Annotated in this window: 22 protein-coding genes; 16 read left to right on the top strand and 6 right to left on the bottom strand. The window is 52.2% G+C overall.

The features are described from left to right. Nucleotides 1-58 precede the first annotated feature (58 nt). The 3 genes from hpaR to murU all read left to right on the top strand — a co-directional run bounded on the left by hpaR (nt 59) and on the right by murU (nt 1830). Nucleotides 59-499 (top strand): homoprotocatechuate degradation operon regulator HpaR, encoded by a 441-nt coding sequence (gene hpaR, locus DQM57_RS06870; RefSeq protein WP_107860288.1) that lies wholly within the window; start codon nt 59-61, stop codon nt 497-499. Between the two features lie 117 nt (nt 500-616). Beyond that, nucleotides 617-1117 carry a 4-hydroxyphenylacetate 3-monooxygenase, reductase component gene (gene hpaC, locus DQM57_RS06865; protein WP_111727352.1) on the top strand — a complete coding sequence of 167 codons (501 nt, stop codon included), beginning with the start codon at nt 617-619 and terminating at the stop codon, nt 1115-1117. A 17-nt stretch (nt 1118-1134) separates the two neighbouring features. After that, a complete protein-coding gene (murU, locus tag DQM57_RS06860) occupies nt 1135-1830 on the top strand; it encodes an N-acetylmuramate alpha-1-phosphate uridylyltransferase MurU (RefSeq protein ID WP_111727351.1) in 696 nt (231 codons plus the stop codon). Nucleotides 1831-2053: 223 nt separating this feature from the next. Here murU and hpf read toward each other — a convergent pair whose 3' ends face one another. Together hpf and rpoN are read right to left on the bottom strand one after the other, a co-directional pair. Beyond that, entirely contained in the window at nt 2054-2347 is a 294-nt protein-coding gene (gene hpf / locus DQM57_RS06855; protein WP_107860148.1) for a ribosome hibernation-promoting factor, HPF/YfiA family, read from the bottom strand. Between the two features lie 74 nt (nt 2348-2421). Next, complete coding sequence (gene rpoN, locus DQM57_RS06850; protein WP_111727350.1) at nt 2422-3765, bottom strand: RNA polymerase factor sigma-54; 1344 nt, start codon at nt 3763-3765, stop codon at nt 2422-2424. 342 nt (nt 3766-4107) lie between these two features. Between rpoN and katA the strand changes: the two genes are divergently transcribed. The 3 genes from katA to DQM57_RS06835 all read left to right on the top strand — a co-directional run bounded on the left by katA (nt 4108) and on the right by DQM57_RS06835 (nt 7751). After that, nucleotides 4108-5622 (top strand): catalase KatA, encoded by a 1515-nt coding sequence (katA, locus tag DQM57_RS06845; RefSeq protein WP_111727349.1) that lies wholly within the window; start codon nt 4108-4110, stop codon nt 5620-5622. A gap of 177 nt (nt 5623-5799) precedes the next feature. After that, nucleotides 5800-6366 carry a manganese efflux pump MntP gene (locus DQM57_RS06840; protein ID WP_111727348.1) on the top strand — a complete coding sequence of 189 codons (567 nt, stop codon included), beginning with the start codon at nt 5800-5802 and terminating at the stop codon, nt 6364-6366. 221 nt (nt 6367-6587) lie between these two features. Next, the gene (locus DQM57_RS06835) at nt 6588-7751 is read left to right on the top strand and encodes a cytochrome-c peroxidase (RefSeq protein WP_003705279.1); all 1164 of its coding nucleotides are present in this window, start codon (nt 6588-6590) and stop codon (nt 7749-7751) included. A gap of 238 nt (nt 7752-7989) precedes the next feature. Here the strand turns inward: DQM57_RS06835 and DQM57_RS09675 are convergent, their stop codons facing one another. From DQM57_RS09675 to DQM57_RS06825, 3 genes are all read right to left on the bottom strand, one after another. Next, a complete protein-coding gene (locus DQM57_RS09675; protein ID WP_167395559.1) occupies nt 7990-8151 on the bottom strand; it encodes a hypothetical protein in 162 nt (53 codons plus the stop codon). 16 nt (nt 8152-8167) lie between these two features. Then, entirely contained in the window at nt 8168-10204 is a 2037-nt protein-coding gene (locus tag DQM57_RS06830; protein ID WP_111727347.1) for a M3 family metallopeptidase, read from the bottom strand. Nucleotides 10205-10288: 84 nt separating this feature from the next. Beyond that, nucleotides 10289-11170 (bottom strand): mechanosensitive ion channel family protein, encoded by an 882-nt coding sequence (locus DQM57_RS06825; protein ID WP_167395558.1) that lies wholly within the window; start codon nt 11168-11170, stop codon nt 10289-10291. Between the two features lie 271 nt (nt 11171-11441). Here DQM57_RS06825 and gyrB point away from each other — a divergent pair, with 271 nt between their 5' ends. Together gyrB and DQM57_RS06815 are read left to right on the top strand one after the other, a co-directional pair. Further along, nucleotides 11442-13832, top strand: a complete 2391-nt coding sequence (gene gyrB / locus DQM57_RS06820) for a DNA topoisomerase (ATP-hydrolyzing) subunit B (RefSeq protein WP_111727345.1) — start codon at nt 11442-11444, stop codon at nt 13830-13832. A 96-nt stretch (nt 13833-13928) separates the two neighbouring features. Then, on the top strand, nt 13929-15314 hold the full coding sequence (locus tag DQM57_RS06815) for an L-serine ammonia-lyase (protein ID WP_111727344.1): 1386 nt from the start codon (nt 13929-13931) through the stop codon (nt 15312-15314). Between the two features lie 70 nt (nt 15315-15384). Here DQM57_RS06815 and DQM57_RS06805 read toward each other — a convergent pair whose 3' ends face one another. Next, entirely contained in the window at nt 15385-15816 is a 432-nt protein-coding gene (locus tag DQM57_RS06805; RefSeq protein WP_111727343.1) for an EamA family transporter, read from the bottom strand. A gap of 177 nt (nt 15817-15993) precedes the next feature. Between DQM57_RS06805 and DQM57_RS06795 the strand changes: the two genes are divergently transcribed. The 8 genes from DQM57_RS06795 (at nt 15994) to porB (DQM57_RS06755) (ending at nt 25764) form a co-directional block, all read left to right on the top strand. Then, nucleotides 15994-17670, top strand: coding sequence for a formate--tetrahydrofolate ligase (locus DQM57_RS06795; protein WP_111727342.1), 1677 nt, complete (start codon nt 15994-15996; stop codon nt 17668-17670). A gap of 188 nt (nt 17671-17858) precedes the next feature. Next, nucleotides 17859-18653 (top strand): formate/nitrite transporter family protein, encoded by a 795-nt coding sequence (locus DQM57_RS06790; protein ID WP_107997083.1) that lies wholly within the window; start codon nt 17859-17861, stop codon nt 18651-18653. Between the two features lie 110 nt (nt 18654-18763). Continuing rightward, a complete protein-coding gene (gene ychF / locus DQM57_RS06785; RefSeq protein ID WP_111727341.1) occupies nt 18764-19855 on the top strand; it encodes a redox-regulated ATPase YchF in 1092 nt (363 codons plus the stop codon). Nucleotides 19856-19924: 69 nt separating this feature from the next. Further along, complete coding sequence (locus DQM57_RS06780) at nt 19925-20743, top strand: hypothetical protein (protein ID WP_111727340.1); 819 nt, start codon at nt 19925-19927, stop codon at nt 20741-20743. A 40-nt stretch (nt 20744-20783) separates the two neighbouring features. Further along, nucleotides 20784-22082 (top strand): tyrosine--tRNA ligase, encoded by a 1299-nt coding sequence (gene tyrS / locus DQM57_RS06775; RefSeq protein ID WP_111727339.1) that lies wholly within the window; start codon nt 20784-20786, stop codon nt 22080-22082. Nucleotides 22083-22341: 259 nt separating this feature from the next. After that, entirely contained in the window at nt 22342-23463 is a 1122-nt protein-coding gene (gene porB, locus DQM57_RS06770; RefSeq protein WP_107961159.1) for a trimeric porin PorB, read from the top strand. Nucleotides 23464-23599: 136 nt separating this feature from the next. Beyond that, complete coding sequence (truA, locus tag DQM57_RS06765) at nt 23600-24397, top strand: tRNA pseudouridine(38-40) synthase TruA (RefSeq protein ID WP_111727338.1); 798 nt, start codon at nt 23600-23602, stop codon at nt 24395-24397. A gap of 329 nt (nt 24398-24726) precedes the next feature. Continuing rightward, nucleotides 24727-25764 (top strand): trimeric porin PorB, encoded by a 1038-nt coding sequence (gene porB / locus DQM57_RS06755; RefSeq protein ID WP_111727337.1) that lies wholly within the window; start codon nt 24727-24729, stop codon nt 25762-25764. Nucleotides 25765-25812 lie beyond the last annotated feature (48 nt).

The following is a 25812-nucleotide window of genomic DNA, read 5'->3' as shown; positions in this document are numbered from 1 at the left end:
CTGAGGGCTTCACAGACGGTTTGAAAGTTTGATTTGCGATAACTCGGAGACTTTAATAATGCCTACCCAATCAAAACATGCGTCTATCAATATCGGTCTGATACAGGCAAGGGAAGCCTTGATGACACAGTTCAGACCCATTCTGAACCAGGCGAATATCACCGATCAGCAATGGCGGATTATCCGTCTTTTGGCGGAAAACGGTACATTGGATTTTCAGGATTTGGCCAATCAGGCGTGCATTCTGCGCCCTAGTCTGACCGGCATCCTGACCCGTCTTGAAAAAGCAGGTTTGGTTGTCCGCCTGAAACCTTCTAACGACCAACGCCGTGTTTTTTTGAAGCTGACTTCCGAAGGTGAAAGCCTGTATCAAGAAATCGGCGAAGAAGTGGATGAACGCTATGATGCCATCGAGGAAGTGTTGTCCCGAGAGAAAATGATGCTGCTTAAGGATTTGCTGACGGAACTTGCACAAATCGATGATTTGTTGAATTCGTAAAACGCACAATGCGCGGAAACGTCCGACAGACGGTCTTGTTTACGAATCAGAGCTGCTGCACATGAGGGAGACCTTATGTGCAGCAGTCTTGCATATGGAAACAGATAAAGGGGTAATATGACGGATTTGCAGAAAGAATTTCAAACCTCATTCCGTGATGCGATGGCATCTTGCGCGGCAGGTGTTCATGTCATTACGACAGAGGGATCGGCAGGACGTTACGGCATCACGATGACTGCGGTTACACCGGTTACGGACGAGCCTCCGACCGTGATGCTGTGTATCAACCGTAAAGCCCGTATCATCCCGATACTGTCGGAAAACGGCAGCCTGTGCATCAATACGTTGGCAGACGAACATCAGGATGTGGCCGAACATTTTGCCGGATTAACCAATCTTTCGCCCGAAGAACGTTTTGCCTATCATATCTGGCATTACGGTAAAACCGGACAACCCGAAATAGAAGGGGCGTTGGCGCACCTGCACGGGCATATTGTCGGCCAACATGAAATCGGCACACATTTTGTGTTTTACGTCAGGCTCGACGCAATTAAAAATTGCGTGGGCAAACGTCCGGCGCTGCTTTATTTCAGACGGCAGTTTAGATCTTTAGACTGATATTCGGACAGATATATATGAAAGTGATGATACTGGCGGCAGGACGCGGCGAGCGTATGCGCCCTTTGACCGATACCACTCCGAAGCCGCTGCTTGATGTGGTGGGTAAGCCTCTAATCGGTTGGCACCTATGCCGTCTGAAGCAGGCAGGGTTTACAGAAGTAGTCATCAACCATGCGTGGTTGGGACGGCAGATAGAAGATGCTTTGGGCGACGGCTCGGCTTATGGCGTGAACATCGCCTATTCGCCCGAACCCGCAGGCGGTTTGGAAACGGCAGGCGGTATCGCACGGGCATTGCCACTGTTGGGTGGGCAACCGTTTTTGGTGGTCAACGGCGACGTGCTGACCGACATCGATTTTACCGCCGCTTTTCAGACGGCATCGCTCCTGCCCGAGCATATTTCCGCACATTTGTGGCTGGTGGAAAATCCCCCGCACCATCCTGACGGTGATTTTTTGCTGCTGCCGGACGGAAGCGTACAGTCGGAAGTATCCGGCGGCAACGGATTGACATTCAGCGGCGTGGGTATTTACCGTCCTGAAATGTTTGATGGAATCGAAGCGGGCAGTGTGGCGAAACTCGCGCCCGTATTGCGTGGCGAAATGCGGCAAAACCGGGTGAGCGGTCAGAAGCATACGGGTTTGTGGCTGGATGTCGGTACGGTAGACCGTCTGAAAGAGGCCCAAGCCGTTGCAGGGGCTTGGATGTAAAACGGAACGGGATGCGGATTTGTTGCATCCCGTTTTCTTATTGCAGCCGTCTTAACTGATGCATTGCATCTTTAAAGGGTTTTTGGAACAGGTTGTGCGGAGGTATGTGTTGAGCATCAAAACCGGTTCAAGATAAGGCGGATTTGCTTCATGTTTGGTTATGCAGGATAAACAATGCCGTCTGAAACGGAAATCCGTTTCAGACGGCATTTTACCGATTCGGTCAGTTGCGGACTTCTCCGATTTTTTCTTTGTGTTTCAATACGGCGCGGTCAAGTTTGTCTGTCAGGGTGTCGATGGCGGCATACATGTCCTGACCGTCGGACTCGACGTGCAGGTCTTTACCGGCAAGGTGTACGTCTGCCTCGGCCTTATGACCGGCTTTTTCCACAGACAGCGTTACGGTTATAGAAATGATGTCCGAAGCGTGGCGGTTGATGCGCTCCAGTTTCTTGGAAACGTGGTTTTTGATGGCTTCGGTGATGTCGAAATGCAGACCGGTGATTTTCAGATTCATGATACAGCTCCTTCGGTGGGTTCTGTCCGTCGGCGACGGAACGGAAAAACGGGTTGTAGCATTGTGTTGAAAAATTATTCTGCGGTTTTGCGTTTGTGTGCTGCCGGAATCTCAAGGGATTCTCTGTATTTGGCGACGGTGCGGCGGGAAACCTCCATGCCGCGGAAAGCCAGCAGGTTGGCGAGTGCCTCGTCAGAATAGGGCTTGCGTTTGTCTTCGCTGCCGACAAGCTGGGAGAGTGCGGCTTTAACGGCGTGTTGGCTGACGGCTTCTTTACCTTCTTCCATTTGAACTGCCTGTGTGAAGAAATAGCGTAGCGCAAACACTCCGCGCGGGCAAGACAAATATTTTTGGTTGGCCGCGCGGGAAACGGTACTTTCTGCCACACCCAATTCGGCGGCGGCATCTTTCATCATCAGAGGGACGAGTCCGATTTCGCCAAAAGTGAAAAAGTCTGCCTGATGTTTAACGATGTATTCGGCAAGGAGGACGACGGTTGCCTTCCTCAATTCGAGCGAATCGATACGTTGTTTGGCTTCGCTGATTTTTTCCTTCCATTCGGGCGAGAGACCTTCAGACGGCATCAGTTCGCAATATTCGCTGTTCATTTGCAGAGGAGGCAGGGAGTCTTCGTTGAAACTGACCGTCCAGCCGTCTTTACTTTCCTCAACCCAGACATCCGGGCGGATATACGGCGTGGGCGTGGACGAGGCAAAACCGGCGGCGGGAGAGGGATTGAGCGAAGCAATGAGGTCGAGTGCGGCTTCGAGTGTGCTGCTGTCGGTTTGGGGCAGGCGTTTTTTTATTCGCGCGAGGGTTTGGCTGCGGTTGCCGTCAATGCTGTCGAGGGCGTTTCGGACGATATGCAGGGCGGCGGTTTTGGCAGCACATTCGCCCAATCTTTCTATCTGCAGTATCAGCGATTCGTTCAAATCGGCGGCGGCCACGCCTGCCGGGTCGAATTTTTTCAATGCGGTCAGGGCTTGTTTCAGCATTGCTTCGTCCAACATCCATTCCAAGGGCGTATGGTCGAGGATGTCTTCAATGCTGTCGCTCAGATAACCCTGCTCATCAAGGGAATCGATGAGGATGTGGACACAGGCGGATTCTTGATCGGAAAGCGGGTGTTCGCATACTTGCGCATGCAGGTATTGGTTGAAATCCTGCTCGCCGGCGATGTTGGACAGCATATCTTCGCCTTCGTCTCCGCCGATTTGACGGGTAGGCGCGGTGTAATGGCTGAACTCGGCATCGGAAAATTCATCCGTGTCTTTGCGTTCGAGCAGGGGGTTGTCCGACAGCCAGTTTTCGACCTCGCGTTCAAGTTCGATACCCGACATCTGCAATACGCGCAAAGATTGTTGCAGCCGCTGGTTGAGCTGCTGGGTCTGTTTGAGCTTTATTCCGAGTAACGTCATGATAATGCGTGAAAATTATTCTTTTGGCCTGTCGGCGGCAGATGATGCCAGTAAACATCATTATAAATGGTTTTATGTAGGGATTTTGATTCGTGTCGATAACAAAAAACAAACGGAAATGGAAACTTGATTGCTTATAACAATATTAAATCGATTTCATAGTTTTAATAGTGAAAATCTTGGCGTATAGTTGCCTCCATAGTTTAAATAAAAGGAAAACTAAATGTCTATTCATGAAATCTATTGCAATCAAGAAACCAGTTATGAATATGCTTTCCGCCAAATCGTGCTGTAAGCCGTTTGTCGTATCTTTTGATTAACCAAGGAAAAGGAACACGAGCTATGACTACCTCCAAATGCCCCGTAACCCATCTGACCATGAACAACGGCGCGCCTGTTGCCGACAATCAAAACAGCCTGACCGCCGGTCCGCGCGGCCCTCTGCTGGCGCAGGATTTGTGGCTGAATGAAAAACTCGCCGACTTCGTGCGCGAAGTCATCCCCGAACGCCGTATGCACGCCAAAGGTTCGGGCGCGTTCGGTACGTTTACCGTAACACACGACATCACCAAATACACCCGCGCCAAAATCTTCAGCGAAGTCGGCAAAAAAACCGAGATGTTCGCCCGTTTCACCACCGTGGCAGGCGAACGCGGCGCAGCCGATGCAGAACGCGACATCCGCGGCTTTGCGTTGAAATTCTATACCGAAGAAGGCAACTGGGATGTGGTCGGCAACAACACGCCTGTGTTCTTCCTCCGCGACCCGCGTAAGTTCCCCGACCTGAACAAAGCCGTCAAACGCGATCCGCGTACCAATATGCGCTCTGCTACGAACAACTGGGACTTCTGGACGCTGCTGCCTGAAGCATTGCACCAAGTTACCATCGTCATGAGCGACCGCGGTATTCCAGCCAGCTACCGCCATATGCACGGCTTCGGTTCTCATACTTACAGCTTCTGGAACGAAGCGGGCGAACGTTTCTGGGTGAAATTCCATTTCCGCAGCCAACAAGGCATTAAAAACCTGACCAACGAAGAAGCTGCAAAAATCATCGCCGACGACCGTGAAAGCCATCAGCGCGACCTGTACGAAGCCATCGAGCGCGGCGAGTTTCCGAAATGGACGATGTATATCCAAGTCATGCCTGAAGCAGACGCGGAAAAAGTACCTTATCATCCGTTTGACTTGACCAAAGTTTGGCCGAAAAAAGACTATCCGCTGATTGAAGTGGGCGAATTCGAGTTGAACCGCAATCCCGAAAACTTCTTCGCCGATGTGGAACAATCCGCCTTCGCACCGAGCAACCTCGTGCCCGGTGTCGGCGCCAGCCCAGATAAAATGTTGCAAGCCCGTTTGTTCAATTACGCCGACGCGCAACGCTACCGCTTGGGCGTGAACTTCCGCCAAATCCCCGTCAATCGTCCGCGTTGCCCTGTTCACAGCAACCAGCGCGACGGACAAGGCCGAGCTGACGGCAACTACGGCAGCCTGCCGCACTACGAACCCAACAGCTTCGGTCAATGGCAGCAACAACCCGACTTCGCCGAACCGCCTTTGAAAATCAACGGCGACGCGGCACACTGGGACTACCGCCAAGACGATGACGACTACTTCAGCCAACCGCGCGCCTTGTTCAACCTGATGAACGATACGCAGAAACAGGCTTTGTTCGGCAACACCGCTGCAGCCATGGGCGATGCGCCTGACTTCATCAAATACCGCCATATCCGCAACTGCTACCGTTGCGACCCGGCATACGGTGAAGGCGTAGCCAAAGCCCTCGGACTGACTGTCGAAGACGCACAAGCCGCCCGTGCGACCGATCCCGCACTGGGTCAGGCCGGTTTGCTGTAATTTGAAAGGAGCAGCCCATGTGGATGGAAATTGAAGAAATCCTGTCGCATGCGGTCCGATACCGTCAATAAGCATTGCACTTGAAATGCCGTCTGAATGTTTGTTTCAGCATTAAGACGGCATTTTTGCATTTTTTTGCTTTTGTTATAATCCGCCCTTTTTAAGGATGGGTGCGGTATGAGTCTTTACGCTTTGCTCTTGGTTGCGCTGGGAATGTCGATGGATGCGTTTGCCGTCGCATTGGCAAAGGGTGCGGCGGTCAGGATGCCTCCGCGCAAAATTGCAGCAACGGCCCTGGTGTTCGGCACGGTCGAAGCACTCACGCCGCTGGCAGGCTGGGTAGGCGGTTTTTATGCCAAGCCGTTTATCAGCGAATGGGACCATTGGGTGGCTTTTGTCCTGCTGGGCGGGCTGGGTCTGAAAATGATGCGCGAAGGGTTGTCCGGCGAGGCGGAGGACGCGCGGGAAACCAAACGGGAAAGCTGGTGGTTGACGGTTCTGACTGCTTTTGGAACCAGTATTGATTCCATGATAGTCGGGGTGGGCTTGGCGTTTATGGAGGTAAACATCGCCTTTGCCGCCGCCGTAATCGGTATGGCGACTACGGTGATGGTTACCGTCGGGCTGACGGCGGGAAGGGCTTTTGGCGTACTGTTCGGCAGGCGTGCGGAATTTGCCGGAGGTTTGGTGTTGATTGCCATCGGTACATGGACGCTCTTGTCGCATTTGGGTTTGATTCAATGATGTCGGAAAATAAAATGCCGTCTGAAGCTTTGCCGGTTTCAGACGGCATTTTGTTAAACTTGATTCTCTATCGTTATTATTGTGTAAAGCTATTGAAAATAAAATATTGATTTTCCGCAAAGATGACTAAAGGTGCGATAAGTACACTGAAGAAATAATCGGCAGAACAGGTTTGCCTGCCGGTTTGGACAATAATTTTAACCTACCATAAGGAATACACGATGTCTTTCAAACTCCGTTACCTCGCATCAGTATTGGCATTGTCTTCACTATTGGCGGCATGCGGCGGTCAGGAAAAGTCTGCGGCAGGCGATGCTTCTCCTGCTTCCGAGACCGAAGCGGCTTCCCAAGTACAGGCTTCGGAAGCCGTTCCTTCCGCTTCATCGGCCTCGCCCGAAGACCAAGACCTTTTGAAACGCGCACAAGGCGTATTCCAACCTCTGCCGACTGTCGAAGAAATGCAGAAAATCCGTCCGTTTACCGAAGAACAGGTCAAACTCGGACACCAACTCTGGTATGAACCGCGCCTTTCAAAAGGCAATACCGTGAGCTGCAACTCTTGCCACAACCTTGCTTCCGCCGGTGTGGACAATATGCCGACCAGTCAGGGACACAAAGGGCAGTTCGGCGGACGCAACTCGCCTACCGCATTGAATGCCGCGCTGCTGGGCAGCCAGTTTTGGGACGGACGTGCCGCCGACGTTGAAGAACAGGCGGGCGGGCCTTTGGTGAATCCGGTGGAAATGGCGAATGATTCGCAAGAGGCGGCGGCAGCCAAAATCGCCAAAGTTCCCGAATATCAAGAAATGTTTAAAAAAGCTTTTCCTGAAGACGGCGCGGTTTCGTTTAAAAACATCACTACCGCATTGGGTGCGTTTGAGCGTACCCTACTGACGCCGACCAAATGGGACGAATACCTCAAAGGCAACGTCAACGCCCTGAGCGAACAGGAACGAAAAGGCGTGCGCGCGTTCATGGACAACGGCTGTATTGCCTGCCACAACGGTGTCAACCTTGGAGGCACGACCTTCCAGAAATTCGGTCTGGTCCAAGGGCCGTATTGGAAATTCATTGAAGACCCGAAACGCGACAAAGGCCGTGCTGACGTAACCAAAAAAACCGAAGACGAATTTTTCTTCCGTGTTCCGGGGTTGCGTAACGTGGCTAAAACTTATCCGTATTTCCACAACGGCAGCGTGTGGGAGCTGGATAAGGCAGTTACCATCATGGGTAAGGCGCAACTGGGTAAAGACATTCCGAAAGAAGATGTGGATAACATCGTCGTATTCCTGAATGCGCTTTCCGGCAATGTTTCCGAATCAGCGCGCACGATGCCGGAACTGCCCCTGACCGCACCGATGGAATCTAAGCCGGACAACAAATAATCCGGCCGGTACGCAGAAATGCCGTCTGAAACGGGAATCTGTTTCAGACGGCATTTTATATTTCGTCGCGTCAGATACGTATCCACCCTACACCTGAAAAGATTTCAAACGATCTTTTATACCAGATACAAAAATATGCCGTCATTCCCACCGAATCCACACTATCCTCATCGATTCAAATCGGTATGGGAACTTATATTCCGTCATTCCCACGAAAGTGAGAATCTAGGACTCAGGGTTAAGGAAACCGTTTTACCCGATAAGTTTCCGTGCGGACAAATCCCGTCATTCCCGCCTGCGCGGGAATGACGGGATTTTGGCTTACTGTTTTTGTGAAAATGGCGAAACCGCGCAAATGCTGATGCCGTCTGAAACACTGTTTGATTGTTTCAGACGGCATTTTTTGTTCACATCGATCAAGCCGCGTTGTCGAAGCCGCTGTGGCGCAAGAGTGCGTCTATGCTCGGTTCGCGTCCGCGGAAGACTTTGAAGGATTCTGCCGCGCTGCGGGAGCCGCCGACGGCGAGGATTTCCTGCCAGAAGCGTTTGCCTGTGGCGGCGACGTCGTCGCTTTCTTCAAAGGCGGCGTAGGCATCGGCGCTGAGGACTTCCGCCCATGCGTAGCTGTAATAGCCTGCGGAATAGCCGCCGGCGAAGATGTGGCCGAAGCTGTTGGCGAAGCGGTTGTATTCGGGCGGTTGGATGACGGCGACTTCTTTGCGCACGCTGTCTAAAACCTGTTGCCAGTTTTTCAGACGGCATTCGTCGCTTTCACTGTAAATAGTCATGTCGAAGAGGGCGAATTCCATCTGGCGGACGAGGAACATACCGCGCTGGAAGTTTTTGGCGGCGAGCATTTTGTCGAAGAGTTCTTTCGGCAGGGGAACGCCGGTTTCTTCGTGGGCGGACATTTGTGCCAAGACGTCGTATTCCCAGACGAAGTTTTCCATAAACTGGCTAGGCAGCTCGACGGCGTCCCACTCGACGCCGTTGATGCCGGATACGCCCAGTTCGTCCACTTGGGTGAGCAGGTGGTGCAGGCCGTGGCCGGTTTCGTGGAAGAGAGTGAGGATTTCGTCATGGCTCAAGCGGGCTTCTTTGCAGCCGACGGGCGGGGTGAAGTTGCAGACGAGGTAGGCGGTGGGCAGTTGCAGCGTGCTGTCGGCGAAGCGGCGGCGGCCTTTGTAGTCGTTCATCCATGCGCCGCCGCGTTTGCCTTCGCGGGCGTAGAGGTCCATATAGACGCCGCCTATGGTTTTGCCGTTTTGCTCCAACTCAAAGTAGCGCACGTCTTTGTGCCAGACGGGAACGGTTTTTTCGGCGAATCCGATGCCGTAGAGTTTTTTGATTTGGGCGAACAGGCCTGCCAGAACTTTGCCGACGGGGAAGTATTTTTTGACTTCGGTTTCGCTGAATGCGTATTTGGCTTCGCGCAGTTTTTCGCCGGCGTAGCTCAAATCCCACGGCTGCGGGTCGGCGAGGTTCAGGCGATCGCGGGCGAATGCTTTGACTTCGGCGAGGTCTTTTTCGGCGTAGGGTTTGGCGCGGCGGGCGAGGTCGTGCAGGAAGGTGAGGACTTGTTCGGGTGTATCCGCCATTTTGGTTGCCAATGATAGCTCGGCGTAGTTTTTGAAGCCGAGTAGTTTGGCGGTTTGCAGGGCGTTTTCGAGCGTGCGGTTGATGTTGGCGGTGTTGTCGAATTTGCTGTCGTCTGACAGTTCGCTGGCGCGGGTAACGTAGGCGCGGTAGATTTGTTCGCGCAGTTCGCGGTTGTCGGCGTATTGGATGACGGCGAGGTAGTGCGGAATCTGCAAGCCGATTTTGTAGCCTGATTTGCCTTCGCTTTGCGCGGCGGCGGCGAACATGGCGAGCGAGTCTTCGGGAATGCCGGCAAGCGGTGCGGCGTCGTCGAAGTAGAGGGCGAAGGCGTCGGTCGCGTCTAAGACGTTTTGCGAGAATTTGGCGGAGAGTTGCGCGCCTTCGGTTTGCAGTTTTGCCAGTTCTGCCTGCTGTTCGGGCGGTAATTCCGCGCCGCTGAGGACGAAATCGCGCAGGTCGTGGTTGAGCTTGGTTTTTTGTGCGGGAGAGAGGGTGTCGAATTCGGGGGAGTTTTTGATGGTTTTAAAGCGGTTGTACAGCTCGATGTCTTGTCCGATTTCGGTGAAGAAGACGGTGATTTCGGGCATCAGTTCGTTATAGACGACGCGCAGTTCGGGCGTGTCGACGACGGAGTTGAGGTGCGACACGACGCCCCAAATCCTGCCGACGCGCTCGGTGATGCCGGTCAGACGCTCGACGGTGTTCGCCCAGTCGGTGTGTGTTTGTGCTTTGACTTCGGCAATCTGCGCGCGCGCTTCGGCGATGGCGGTTTGCAGGGCGGGTTTGATGTCGGCGGTTTGGATGGCGTCGAAACGGGGTTCTTCGCCCAAATGGAGCAGTACGTTGTCGTTCATGTCGGGTTCCTTTGTGTGTTGTGCTTCAGACGGCATATCGGCAATATGCCGTCTGAAGCCGGAAATGGTGCCGGATGGGAAAAGTTAAAGTTCTTTATGGGCGGCCTGTTGCGGCCGGGGATTCAACAGGCGGTATTGTACGCGCAAAAACTCATCCATGACGGCCTGTTGGATTTCTAGCCGCTTTGAAACGGGGGAGGCGAAACGGACAATGATGTGGTACACCTTATCATCGTGCGGCACGCGGGTAACGCGCGGTCTGGCGGCGGGCGTAATAAACAGTTTTTCTGCCTGCACGTTTTCCAAATGCCGCTGGATGGCGGGTACGTAGGGCGTACACATCGGTTCGAGTACGGCTTTCAGACGGCATACGATTTCATCCGAATCCAAATGGATGGGTACGGGAATTTCTGCCGTATGGATAACATAGTCGCCCAAAATATTGTCGCGCCGGACAGAATGGTTCAGCAGGAGGCTGTTGGGGAACGACAGCGTCTTGCCCGAAAGCTGCCCTACCAGGGGATTCGGGCCGACCTGCATCATCAGGGTATTGAGGAGATTGATGTCGACGACGCGTCCGCGCAAACCGTTGACTTCGATATAGTCTCCGACCGAGTACTGCTTTGTCGCCGACCGCAAAATACTGCCCGACAGACACATAATCAGTTCTTTTGTCGCTACGACAACGGCCGCAGCCACCGCAAACATCGACAAAGCAAGCGTCTGAATCTGCGCGGCCCAGATTGCGGCAAGTCCGAACAGTACCAGCAACAGCGTTACATTACGGCTGACCACCAAAAACCGCCGTTTGCTCTCTATGCTGAAATCCGGATGCCGTTTGAAGTGGACGTTCAGCAGGAGGGCGCGCGCCAGCAGCAAAGCCGTGACCATCGCCACGGATTCGACCGCCTCTCCGCGTATCGGGACGGCGTCGAGCCAGTTGTCCAGCATATTCCATATTTCCATGTCCCTGTTCCTGTCTGAAAAGTATAGGACGTAGATTTTAGTGGCAAAAAAACGCTTTTGCCACTTTACGGGAAAATCCCCGACCTGATGCCGGAGGCAAATGTACCGTTTCATCTTTTCCCGGCGGCACACTAATACGAATAACGCTGAATAGGGCGGTAAAATCAGCTATAATGCACAACAATATATGCCGTAACAATCCGCCTTTTTTCAGGGCGCGGATTTTTACGGCGGCATTTGGCAATCTTTTCAAAATCCGGCAAGAAAAACCATGACTGAACAAAAACACGAAGAATACGGTGCCGACAGCATTCAGGTGCTCGAAGGCTTGGAAGCAGTACGCAAACGCCCCGGCATGTACATTGGCGACACGCAGGACGGCAGCGGCCTGCACCACATGGTGTTCGAAGTATTGGACAACGCCATCGACGAAGCACTGGCGGGACATTGCGACAAAATCACCGTAACCATCCATGCCGACAATTCCGTCAGCGTGGCAGACAACGGGCGCGGCATGCCCACCGGAATCCACCCGAAAGAAGGACGCTCCGCCGCCGAAGTCATCATGACCGTCTTGCACGCTGGCGGTAAATTCGACAACAACAGCTACAAAATCTCCGGCGGCCTGCACGGCGTGGGCGTGTCCGTCGTCAACGCGCTGTCCGACTGGGTCACGCTGACCATCTACCGCGACGGCAAAGAACACTTCGTCCGCTTCGTGCGCGGCGAAACCGAAGAGCCGTTGAAAGTTGTCGGTGATTCCGATAAAAAAGGCACGACCGTGCGCTTCCTCGCCAGTACGGAAACCTTCGGCAACGTCGAATACAGCTTCGACATCCTTGCCAAACGCATCCGCGAACTTTCCTTCCTGAACAACGGCGTGGACATCGAATTGACCGACGAACGCGACGGCAAACACGAAAGCTTCGCCCTTTCCGGCGGCGTGGCAGGTTTCGTGCAATACATGAACCGAAAAAAAACGCCGTTGCACGAAAAAATCTTCTACGCGTTCGGCGAGAAAGACGGCATGAGCGTCGAATGCGCAATGCAGTGGAACGACAGCTATCAGGAAAGCGTGCAGTGCTTCACCAACAACATCCCGCAGCGCGACGGCGGTACGCACCTGACCGCGTTGCGCCAAGTGATGACGCGCACCATCAATAGCTACATCGAAGCCAACGAAGTCGCCAAAAAAGCCAAAGTGGAAACCGCAGGCGACGATATGCGCGAAGGTTTGACCTGCGTGTTGTCCGTCAAACTGCCCGACCCCAAATTCTCATCCCAAACCAAAGACAAACTGGTTTCCAGCGAAATCGGCCCCGTCGTCAACGAAGTCATCAACCAAGCCTTAACCGACTTCCTCGAAGAAAACCCGACCGAAGCCAAAATCATCACCAGCAAAATCGTCGATGCCGCCCGCGCGCGCGAAGCCGCCCGCAAAGCCCGTGAAATCACCCGCCGCAAAGGCGTGATGGACGGCTTGGGGCTGCCCGGCAAACTCGCCGACTGCCAAGAAAAAGATCCTGCCTTGTCAGAACTTTATCTGGTCGAGGGCGATTCTGCAGGCGGTTCCGCCATGCAAGGCCGCGACCGCAAATTCCAAGCAATTTTGCCGCTTAAGGGCAAGATTTTGAACGTTGAAAAGGCGCGCTTTGAAAAAATGCTCGCCAGTCAGGAAGTAGCCGCTTTGATTACTGCGTTGGGCGCAGGTATCGGCAAGGAAGAATTCAATGCCGAGAAGCTGCGTTACCACCGCATCATTATCATGACCGATGCCGACGTGGACGGCGCGCACATCCGTACCCTGCTCCTGACCTTCTTCTACCGCCAAATGCCCGAACTGGTCGAGCGCGGCTACATCTATATCGCCCAGCCGCCTTTGTATAAAGCGAAATACGGCAAACAGGAACGTTACCTCAAGGACGAGTTGGAGAAAGACCAATGGCTGCTCGGACTCGCCTTGGAGAAAGCCAAAATCGTTTCAGACGGCAAAGTGCTGGAGGGGAAAGATTTGGAAAGCGCCGCCAAGCAGTTCCTGCTGGCAAAAACAGTTATCGGACAGGAAAGCCGCATCATCGATGATTTGGTGCTCAAGGCGATGCTGTATGCCGAACCCGTCGATTTGTCTTCGGCAGATAGCACAGACCGCGCCATTACCAATCTTTCCGCCTTGTTGGACGAAAAAGAAGTGGTGTTGGAACGTGTGGAAGGACACGAAGGCAACCGCTTCATCAAAATCACGCGCAAGCTGCACGGTAATGTGATGACCAGCTATCTCGAATCCAAATTCCTTAACAGCAAAGCCTATCAGACCATTGTTCAGACTGCCGCCGTGCTGAAAGGTTTGGTTACAGCCGGTTCGACCTTGTTTAAGGGCGAAACCGAATATCCTGTCGGCAGCTTTGAAGAAGCGTTGGACATCCTGTTGCAAAACGTGCAAAAGGGTATGAGCATCCAGCGGTATAAAGGTTTAGGCGAGATGAATCCCGAACAGCTGTGGGAAACGACGATGGATCCGTCCGTGCGCCGCCTTCTGAAGGTACGCATTGAGGACGCCATTGCCGCCGACGAAGTGTTCGTTACCCTGATGGGTGACGAGGTCGAGCCGCGCCGTGCCTTTATCGAGAACAATGCGCTGATTGCCCAAAATATCGACGCATAAGTAAAAATTACAAAAGGAGACGGGCATCGTGCCGCGTCTCCTTTTTGGTTTGTCAAACGGAACCCATACCGTCTGAAAAAACCGTCGGAGTAAAATATGATCAGTATTTTTGATATTTTTAAAATCGGTATCGGGCCTTCCAGCTCGCATACCGTCGGCCCGATGAAGGCTGCCGCCGCCTTCGCCGCAGGTTTGAGTGTGCAAACCGCCCGCATTGCCATCGGCATTTACGGCTCGCTTGCACTGACAGGGCGAGGGCACGGTACGTTTGACGCGCTGATGCTCGGTTTGGAAGGCAGCCTGCCGCACGATATTCCGCTTGCCGACATTCCCGACCGCCTCGAGCGTATCCGCTCCCGGCATATCCTGCTGCTTAACGGAAATGAAATTGTGTTCGACCCCCGGCACGATTTGCATATACTCGGCGACCAAGTGCTGCCCAAACATCCGAACGGCCTGCGTTTCACCGCCTATGCTTCAGACAGGGCAGTCTTGAAGGAGCAGGTTTATTATTCGGTCGGCGGCGGGTTTGTCGTTACCGAAGAAGATTTTGACCGGCAGGCGGAAACGGAAAAAACCGTTCCTTATCCTTACAACAGTTGTGCCGAGCTGCTTGCCCAATGCCGTCTGAACCAGCTGGATATTTCCGAAGCCGTGTTGGCAAACGAGGCTGCGCTTGCCGGATGCAGCGAAGCCGAAATACGCCGCCGTGTTGCCGGTGTTGCCGAGGTTATGGAAGGCTGCATCAAGCGCGGTTTGGCGGCAGACGGCGAACTGCCCGGCGGATTGAACGTCCGCCGCCGCGCCCCGCAGCTTGCCGCCAAGCTTAAAGTCCTGCGCGAAACCGAAATCGTCAACACCCAGCTTTGGCCGATGGTGTACGCCATGGCGGTCAACGAAGAAAACGCCGCCGGTGGACGCGTCGTTACCGCCCCGACCAACGGCGCGGCAGGCATTATTCCCGCAGTATTGCACTATTTCCGCAAGTTCAATCCACACGCCACTCAGGAGCGTGTCGAAAACTTCCTGCTCACCGCAGGCGCAATCGGCATCCTGTATAAAACCAACGCCTCTATTTCCGGTGCGGATGTCGGTTGTCAGGGAGAAGTCGGCGTAGCGTGTTCGATGGCGGCGGGCGCATACGCCGAAGTTATCGGCGGTACGCCCAAACAAGTGGAAAACGCAGCCGAAATGGCGATGGAACACCATCTGGGTCTGACTTGCGACCCCGTCGGCGGACTGGTGCAAATCCCCTGCATCGAACGCAACGGCATAGCCGCCGAAAAAGCTCTTAAGCTTGCCACCCTAGCATTATTGGAAGACGGCACGGACAAGAAAGTCTCGCTCGACGAAGTCATCCAAACCATGTTGCAGACCGGTCGGGATATGAAGGCGACCTACAAAGAAACCTCGCTCGCCGGACTCGCCGCCACACTCCAGAAAAAAGCCATCCCCGTATCCGTGCGCGTGGTTGAGTGCTGAGGATGGACAGAAACGGAAATGCCGTCTGAAAACAGTTTTTCAGACGGCATTTCATTTATTTCTTGTGGGTTTACCGCTTCAACGCCAGCGTCAATACACCTGCCGTTACCAGTCCCAAGCCTACCCATTCCTGCGTACTGGGGCGTTCGTCGAGGAAGACTACTGCCATCAGGGCGACCAGAACCAGGCTGAATTTGTCGACGGGTGCGACTTGCGAGGCGTTGCCCAGTTGCAGGGCTTTAAAGTAGGCGAGCCAGGATGCGCCGGTGGCGAGTCCGGATAAAATCAGAAATGTCCAGTTGCGCCCCGTGAAGCCGCTTACGCCCTGCCATTTGCCGGTGTAGGTTAAAAACAATAACAAAGCGGCGAGGATGACTAAGGTGCGGATGAAGGTGGCGAAATCTGAATCTATACCCTGTAAACCCATTTTGGCGAAGATGGCGGTCAATGAGGCGAAGCCTGCCGATGCCAATGCCCAAAACAGCCATGCGTTGCTACCCATGTTTTTTCCTTTGTTTCAAATTGTTGACAATATGAATCCGCTTGTTGATGAAATATCAAAATTTTCACTGCGGTTTGTCTTTGGAAAACGTTATAATAGAACGAATATTCTTTTTCTTCCAGCCGTCTTTAGTGTATTGTTTCAGACGGCCTTTCCCTCTCTCAATAAAGGAAAATCATGAGCTTCAAAACCGATGCTGAAATCGCCCAATCCTCCACCATGCGCCCGATTGGCGAAATTGCCGCCAAGCTGGGTTTGAACGTTGACAACATCGAGCCCTATGGTCATTACAAAGCCAAAATCAATCCTGCTGAGGCATTCAAGTTGCCACAAAAACAAGGCCGTCTGATTTTGGTTACCGCCATTAATCCGACTCCGGCGGGCGAAGGCAAAACCACCGTAACCATCGGTTTGGCGGACGCATTGCGCCATATCGGCAAAGACTCTGTGATTGCTTTACGCGAGCCTTCTTTGGGTCCGGTGTTTGGTGTTAAAGGTGGTGCGGCAGGCGGCGGCTATGCCCAAGTTTTGCCGATGGAAGACATCAACCTGCACTTTACCGGCGACTTTCACGCCATCGGTGCGGCGAATAACCTGCTCGCCGCCATGCTCGACAACCATATCTACCAAGGCAACGAGTTGAACATCGATCCGAAACGTGTGCTGTGGCGTCGCGTGGTCGATATGAACGACCGCCAGTTACGCAACATCATCGACGGCATGGGCAAGCCTGTTGACGGCGTGATGCGTCCTGACGGCTTCGACATCACCGTCGCTTCCGAAGTGATGGCGGTATTCTGCCTTGCCAAAGACATCAGCGATTTGAAAGAGCGTTTGGGCAACATCCTTGTCGCCTATGCCAAAGACGGCAGCCCTGTTTATGCCAAGGATTTGAAAGCGAATGGCGCGATGGCGGCATTGCTCAAAGATGCGATTAAGCCTAACTTGGTACAAACCATCGAAGGCACTCCGGCCTTTGTACACGGCGGCCCGTTCGCCAACATCGCCCACGGCTGTAACTCTGTAACTGCCACCCGTTTGGCGAAACACCTTGCCGATTATGCCGTAACCGAAGCAGGCTTCGGTGCGGATTTGGGCGCGGAAAAATTCTGCGACATCAAATGCCGCCTTGCTGATTTGAAACCTGATGCGGCTGTTGTCGTGACCACTGTCCGCGCTTTGAAATACAACGGCGGCGTGGAGCGTGCCAACCTCGGCGAAGAAAACCTCGAAGCCTTGGCAAAAGGCCTGCCTAATCTGCTGAAACACATTTCCAACCTGAAAAACGTATTCGGCCTGCCAGTGGTGGTTGCCATCAACCGCTTTGTGTCCGACTCCGATGCCGAGTTGGCCATGATTGAAAAAGCCTGCGCGGAACACGGCGTTGAAGTTTCCCTGACCGAAGTATGGGGCAAAGGCGGCGCGGGTGGTGCGGACTTGGCGCACAAAGTCGTCAACGCCATCGAAAACCAACCGAATAACTTCGGCTTCGCCTACAATGTCGAATTGAGCATCAAAGACAAAATCCGTGCGATTGCCCAAAAAGTGTACGGCGCGGAAGATGTTGATTTCAGCGCAGAGGCTTCTGCTGAAATCGCTTCACTGGAAAAACTGGGCTTGGACAAAATGCCGATCTGCATGGCGAAAACCCAATACTCTTTGAGCGACAACGCCAAACTGTTGGGCTGCCCCGAAGGCTTCCGCATTACCGTGCGCGGTATCACTGTTTCCGCAGGCGCAGGCTTCATCGTTGCGTTGTGCGGCAATATGATGAAAATGCCGGGTCTGCCGAAAGTTCCGGCTGCCGAGAAAATTGATGTGGACGCAGAAGGTGTGATTCACGGCTTGTTCTGAACGGTTTTCTGAAACCGGATGCCGTCTGAAAGTGGTCGGAGGGAGTGTCAGCCCGACCGACTTTTCAGACGGCATTTTTATTTATATAACCAAAACAGCTTTAGATACAAGAAAGTATTATTTTCTGCCCTGACGACACTTTGTTAGAGTGGGTAAATTTATAGGTAACCAAACAGTCAGGAGTTTAAATGGATACGCGCGATTTATATCCCCACGAAATTTTGCAAGATGCCATCAATAAAAGCCGGGCCAAATCTAATTTCAGCGTTAAGATGCTGTTGATTTTGAGCTTCCTCGGCGGCGGTTATGTCGGTTTCGGTTATCTGGCGTTTTTAAAAGTCGTCAGCGGCATCCCTGCGGAGTGGGGCGGGCTGGCGTCGCTTTTGGGTGCCTGCGTTTTCCCCATTTGTTTGATTTGTATCTTGATAGGCGGCGGCGAATTGGCAACGGGCAATATGATGCTGATGACGGTCGGACGCATGACCAAATTGGTCAGCATGAAAAAATTAGCACGCAATTGGGTTTTGGTCAGTATCGGCAATCTGGCCGGCGCGCTGTTTATGGCGTATTTCTTGGGACATTATGTCGGTTTGGCTGAGGGCGCGGCGGCAGCCAAAACAATGGCGATTGCCGAATCTAAAGTCAATATGGATTTCGGACGCGCCTTTGTATCGGCGATTGCCTGCAACTGGATGGTTTGCATGGGCATCTGGTTTTATTTTGGCGCGAAACACACTTCCGGCAGGATTTTGGCGATGTGGTTTCCCGTAATGATTTTTGTCTTAATTGGTGTACAGCATTTTGTCGCCAATATGTTTATCATTCCGGCCGGTATTTTTGCAGGGGCCGATATTACCTGGGGGCAGTTTTTCAGCAATATGGTTCCGGTATTTTTGGGTAATGTCGTCGGCGGTTCGTCATTTGTGGCAGCATCTTATCTTTACGCCTTCAAGCATCTGATTAAAGACGATTATATGATTTGAGTCCAAACCCGAAATGCCGTCTGAACGCTGTTTCATACGGCATTTTTGCAGGATGCTGGAGGCAATATGTTATAATTCTCCGTTAAATTTCTCTATTTTCAGGAAAAACCATGAGCTTGAAATGCGGCATCGTCGGTTTGCCCAACGTCGGCAAATCCACCCTCTTTAACGCGCTGACCCAATCGGGTATCGAAGCGGCAAACTATCCTTTCTGTACCATCGAACCCAACGTCGGCATTGTTGAAGTCCCCGATCCGCGTATGGCCGAATTGGCAAAAATCGTCAATCCGCAAAAAATGCAGCCCGCCATCGTCGAATTCGTCGATATTGCCGGTTTGGTTGCAGGCGCGAGCAAAGGCGAAGGCCTGGGCAACCAGTTCCTCGCCAACATCCGCGAGACTGACGCGATTGTTAACGTTGTACGTTGCTTTGACGACGACAACATCGTTCACGTTGCAGGCAAAGTCGATCCGATTGCCGACATCGAAACCATCGGCACCGAGTTGGCACTGGCTGACTTGGCCAGCGTCGAAAAAGCCATCGTCCGTGAAGAAAAACGCGCACGCTCAGGCGACAAAGACGCGCAAAAACTGGTCGATCTGTGCAAAAAACTGCTGCCGCATCTGGACGAAGGCAAACCCGTCCGCTCCTTCGGTTTGGACGCGGAAGAACTCGCCATGCTTAAACCGCTGTTCCTGCTCACCGCCAAACCTGCCATGTATGTGGGCAACGTTGCCGAAGACGGTTTTGAAAACAATCCGCACCTCGACCGCCTGAAAGAATTGGCTGCAAAAGAAAACGCCCCGGTTGTGGCCGTTTGCGCCGCGATGGAAAGCGAAATCGCCGAATTGGAAGACGACGAAAAAGCCGAATTCCTCGCTGAAATGGGCTTGGAAGAACCGGGCCTGAACCGCCTCATTCGTGCCGGCTACGACCTCTTGGGCCTGCAAACCTACTTCACCGCCGGCGTCAAAGAGGTCCGCGCTTGGACCATCCACAAAGGCGACACTGCGCCACAAGCCGCCGGCGTGATTCACACCGACTTTGAACGTGGCTTCATCCGTGCCCAAGTTATCTCCTACGAAGATTTCATCGCTTTAGGCGGCGAAGCAAAAGCCAAAGAAGCCGGCAAAATGCGTGTAGAAGGCAAAGAATACGTCGTACAAGACGGCGATGTGATGCACTTCCTGTTTAACGTCTGACCCTGTATTTCAGGCGGCCTCGTAAGATGAGCCGTCTGAACCATCCTTGTTTATCTTACGGGAATATCCATGAAAACAACCGTCTTATTTCTCGCACTGGGTTTTGCCGCAGCCGCCGTGCAGGCGAAGACACCGCAGCAGATTGTGCAGGAGTCTTATCCCAAGTATTCGCAAAAATACCAATGTTACCGGGTAAACATAAAAGACAGTGGCGAATACTGCGTTCGCCAAATCAAAAGCGAAACGCGGCAAACTGCGCAGGGCAGGTTGATGTATTTACTGTTTGCCGGCAATGTGTTCGATTTTAAAAACGGTAACGAAAGCGGCGCACACGTCCAAAACGGCATGGCCGGCATTTTTGTATTGAAAGAGGCGGACGGAGGTTGGAAACTCCTTGCTTCGCAGCCGCATTCTTGGGCAGGTTCGTTCGGCATTGCGCCGGAGGCAAAAGACTGGTCGTTTCACGAGTTCGGTAAAGATCGTTGGGGTTTTATGACCAAATACAGCGATGTGCATCATGGCTATTCGGGGGCGGCATATCGGCTGTTTGTCCATAACGGTGCAGGAAAAATTACAGACAGCACCCTGTTTGCCGAAGCAGATAACGAAGGCGCTTTGGGCGATTGTTCCGAAAACCGGTATGAAGACAGGGAAAATACTGCTGAAGAGCGTAGGGAGTGCCAAAAGGCGCGGTACAGCTTGTCTTCTACGATTAAGGTATTGGAAAGCGGCAAACCGAATGCAGGTTTTTATCCCATTCGGCTGACCGTATCCGGTTTTGACGGTTTTAAAACCTACAATGGTGACGCGTTTGTCTCAAGCTACAATGCCGCCTCGGGCCGTTATTCCATGCCTAAAGGTTACCCGTTGAAAGATAAAGAGTTTTAATTGCACGGCGGATGCCGTTTGAAATATTTTAGGAAACAGCATGACTTCCATTATTCAAGATTTGAAATCGCGCGGCCTTATCGCGCAAACGACCGACATCGAAGCCTTAGACGCTTTGCTAAACGAACAAAAAATTTCCCTCTATTGCGGCTTCGACCCGACCGCCGACAGCCTGCATATCGGCCACTTGCTGCCTGTATTGGCATTGCGCCGTTTCCAACAGGCGGGACATACGCCGATTGCTTTGGTGGGCGGCGCGACCGGTATGATCGGCGATCCCAGCTTCAAAGCGGTGGAGCGCAGCTTGAATTCCGCCGAAACCGTTGCCGGCTGGGTAGAAAGCATCCGCAACCAACTGACCCCTTTCTTAAGCTTTGAAGGCGAAAACGCCGCCATTATGGCGAACAACGCCGACTGGTTCGGCAGCATGAACTGCCTCGACTTCCTGCGCGACATCGGCAAGCATTTCTCCGTCAACGCCATGCTGAACAAGGAATCCGTCAAACAGCGTATCGAGCGCGACGATGTGGGCATTTCCTTTACCGAGTTCGCCTATTCCCTGCTGCAAGGCTACGACTTTGCCGAATTGAACAAACGTCATGGCGCAGTTTTGGAAATCGGCGGCTCCGACCAATGGGGTAACATCACTGCCGGTATCGACTTGACCCGCCGTCTGCACCAAAAACAAGTATTCGGCCTGACCCTGCCTTTGGTCACCAAATCAGACGGCACTAAATTCGGCAAAACCGAAGGCGGCGCAGTATGGCTGAACGCGAAGAAAACCTCGCCGTATCAGTTCTATCAATTCTGGCTGAAAGTCGCCGATGCCGATGTGCATAAATTCCTGAAATACTTTACTTTCCTGTCCATCGAAGAAATCGACGCCATCGAAGCGAAAGATAAAGCCAGTGGCACCAAGCCTGAAGCGCAACGCATCCTCGCCGAAGAAATGACCTGTCTGATTCACGGCGAAGCCGCCCTGCAAGCCGCACAGCGCATTTCCGAAAGCCTGTTTGCCGAAGACCAAAGCAGCCTGACCGAAAGCGACTTCGAACAGCTCGCCCTCGACGGCCTGCCTGCATTTGAAGTTTCAGACGGCATCAATGTCGTCGAAGCCTTGGTAAAAACCGGTTTGGCATCCTCCAATAAAGAAGCGCGCGGTTTTGTGAACAGCAAAGCGGTATTGCTCAACGGCAAACCTGCCGAAACTAACAATCCGAACCATGCCGCTGAACGCCCCGACGACGCCTGCCTGCTGACCGACGACCACAAACGTTTCGGTAAATACACCATTGTAAGACGTGGCAAACGCAACCACGCGCTTTTGGTTTGGAAATAAGAAGTATGCCGAAGAATGCCGTCTGAATGGTCAGGCGGCATTTTTATTGTCTAACCATGCTTGCGGGTGTCGGATGTTTGTTGTTGTGTCTCTAAAAAGCAACAAATTTTAGTTCAATCGGCAGAAAAAGTAATGTCAAATTTGTTTGACGGGATGGAATGAAGGTATAGTTTAAGTGAAGTTTTCGGCATTTGTTTTGCCGATAAAACGATAACCAGGCAAATCTGAAGAATTTGCCGCATAACGGAAGGACACACAAATGAAAAAATCACTGATTGCACTGACACTGGCAGCCCTGCCTGTTGCAGCAATGGCTGACGTTACCCTGTACGGTACAGTTAAAGCGGGTGTAGAAGTTTCCCGTACTAAACACACCTATGCCGACGGCGAAAATCAGCCCATCGTTACTACCAAAGACCGCGTAGCTACCGAGATTACCGATTTCGGTTCCCGTATCGGTTTCAAAGGTCACGAGCATCTGGGCAACAACCTGAACGCCATTTGGCAGGTTGAGCAAAATGCCTCTGTTGCCGGTACTGACAAAGGTTGGGGTACGCGCGAATCCTTCATCGGTTTGGAAGGCGGCTTCGGTAAAATCCGCGCCGGTAAATTGAATACCGTCCTGAAAGACAGCGGCGATAACGTCAATGTATGGGAATCCGGCAGCGAAAATGCCGACGTTCTGCAACTGGGTACGATCGGTCAGATGGAAGAGCGCAAAGTTTCCGTACGCTACGATTCTCCCGTATTTGCCGGTTTCAGCGGCAGCGTGCAATACGTTCCCCGCGACAATGCTGATCCTCAAGATAAAGGCAAACATGAACAGCCCAGCCTTGATTCTTACCACTTCGGTGTAAACTATGAAAACGCAGGCTTCTTCGGCCAATATGCGGGCGTATATGCCAAAAATAAAATCGTTACCAACGATATTCAAAATCTGATCGACATGAATGATGACGATTATGTAACAGGTAAAGATTATCAGGTACACCGCCTGACTGCAGGTTACAATGCCAACAACCTGTATGTTGCCGTTACCGGTCAGCATCAAAGCTATAGAATTCATGAAGCATATGATGCTGCTAGCGAAACTAGCTTCGCTTACGATGGCGGAAAAGCTTCACAAACCGAGGTTGCCGCTACTGCCGCATACCGTTTGGGTAACGTAACACCGCGTGTTTCTTATGCGCACGGCTTCAAAGGCAAAGTGGAAGGTGAGAAACAAAACTACAGCGGATACGATCAAGTGATCGTCGGTGCGGATTACGACTTCTCCAAACGCACTTCCGCTCTGGTTTCTGCAGGTTGGCTGCAAACCGGTAAAGGAGAAAGCAAAGCCGTTACCACTGCCGGTATGTTCGGTCTGCGCCACAAATTCTAATCTGAAAAGATTGGTTTGAACCCGGGAGCCTGTCTGATGACAGGCTCTTTTTTATATGCGGAAGCGGAGGTAGGTTATTTCAGGTTGATTCTGCTATACAATGCCGTCTGAAAAAATCACAAGAATCCCGATATTTATGAGTATCCCCGACACACAACGCTGGGCACTGACCCTATCCTATGACGGCAGCCGCTTTTACGGTTGGCAGAAGCAGGCAGGCGGCGTACCGACCGTTCAGACGGCATTGGAAAACGCACTTGCCCAAATAGCAGGGGAAGCGGTTTCCACCATTGTTGCCGGCAGAACCGATACCGGCGTTCATGCGACTGCCCAAGTCGTTCATTTTGATACTGTCGCCGTCCGTCCGGCTCAGGCATGGATACGCGGCGTGAACGCCAACCTGCCGGAAGGCATTGCTGTTTTGCACGCCCAACAGGCCGCCCCCGAATTTCATGCACGATTTGACGCATACGGACGGCATTACCGCTATCTGCTTGAATCTTCCCCCGTCCGTTCGCCACTGTTGAAGCACAGGGTAGGTTGGACGCATCTCAAACTTGATATCGAACCGATGCGTCGGGCTGCCGCCTTATTGGTCGGCGAGCAGGATTTTTCTAGTTTCCGTGCTGCCGAGTGTCAGGCAAAATCTCCTGTCAAAACCATTTACAGCGCAGAAATTGCCTACGGCCGGGGGCTTATCCGTTTGGATTTGCACGGCAATGCATTTTTGCATCACATGGTACGCAACATCATGGGCGCGCTCGTCTATGTCGGCAGCGGCAGGCTCAGTGTAGATGGTTTTGCCGCACTCATACGGGAGCGCAGCCGACTCAAGGCACCGCCGACCTTTATGCCGGACGGACTTTACTTGACCGGCATCGATTATCCGGAAAGTTTCAATATTATCCGTCCCGAATTGCCGCAATGGCTATAAAGAAAGGTGCAGGGGATGTGTCCCTGTCGGGCGGCATTTGATTTGTATATGCTGCGCGAGGTTCTTTTCAGATAAGTGTTGTAAAAATGCAAATATAAAAAATTAATTTTAATAATATGTTTTTAAAAGAAAAAAACTTTAATAACCTATTATTTTCTTTCGTTTGCATATAAGATTTCACATAAAAGCAAGCATAAGTTTGTTTTTTCGGACGAGAGCATTTATAGTTTCAGACATGGAATCGCCGACATCGGCGGTAGACGTAAAGCCTAAGCGGATTGGAAAGTTTGGTCTGCTTAAATTTCTTAACTATGAAAAGGAATACAGCAATGAAAAAATCCCTGATTGCCCTGACACTGGCTGCCCTGCCTGTTGCAGCAATGGCTGATGTTACCCTGTACGGTACAATTAAAGCGGGTGTAGAAGTTTCCCGTACTAAAACTACCGAGGGAAATGTTTCCACTAAAGATAGAACTGCTACTGAAATTGCAGACTTCGGTTCTAAAATCGGTTTCAAAGGTCACGAGCATCTGGGCAACAACCTGAACGCCATTTGGCAGGTTGAGCAAAAAGCTTCTATCGCCGGTACTGACTCTGGTTTTGGTACTCGCGAATCCTTCATCGGTTTGGAAGGCGGCTTCGGTAAAATCCGCGCCGGTAAACTGAACACTGCCCTGAAAGACAGCGGCGACAACGTCAATGTATGGGAATCCAGCGATGCAAATGCCGATGTACTGCAAGTAAGCAAAATCGGTCGTGTTGAAAGCCGTGAAATCTCTGTACGTTACGATACTCCTGTATTTGCAGGCTTCAGTGGCAGCGTGCAATACGTTCCCCGCGACAATGTGAATCCTGGAGACAAACATAAGCATGCAGTTAAGAGCGGTGAGTCTTACCACGCCGGTCTGAACTACGAAAACGCCGGTTTCTTCGGTCAATATGCTGGTTCTTTTGCTAAAAATACTTTGAAAGCAGATAAAAAAGATGTTGAGCTGAAAGACCGCCAAGTACACCGCCTGGTTGCCGGTTACGATGCAAACAACCTGTATGTTTCCGTTGCTGGTCAGATTGAAGCATCTAAAAATCCTACTACCGGTGCGAAAAACAAACAAACTGAAGTTGCCGCTACTGCCGCTTACCGTCTGGGTAACGTAACTCCTCGTGTTTCTTATGCTCACGGCTTCAAAGCTAAAGTGAATGACGTTAAACAAGAAGGTTCTCAATACGACCAAGTTATCGTTGGTGCCGATTACGACTTCTCCAAACGCACTTCTGCTCTGGTTTCTGCCGGTTGGTTGAGAGAAGGCAAAGGCGTAAACAAAACTGAAAAAACTGCTAGCATGGTTGGCTTACGTCACAAATTCTAATCTGCAAAGATTGGTGTAAAAAAGAGCCTGTCGAAAGACAGGCTTTTT

This window comes from Neisseria cinerea (assembly GCF_900475315.1).
Taxonomy (GTDB): Bacteria; Pseudomonadota; Gammaproteobacteria; order Burkholderiales; family Neisseriaceae; genus Neisseria; species Neisseria cinerea.
Note: the sequence above shows the minus strand (reverse complement) of the source record. Positions and strands in the feature narration are given on the sequence as shown.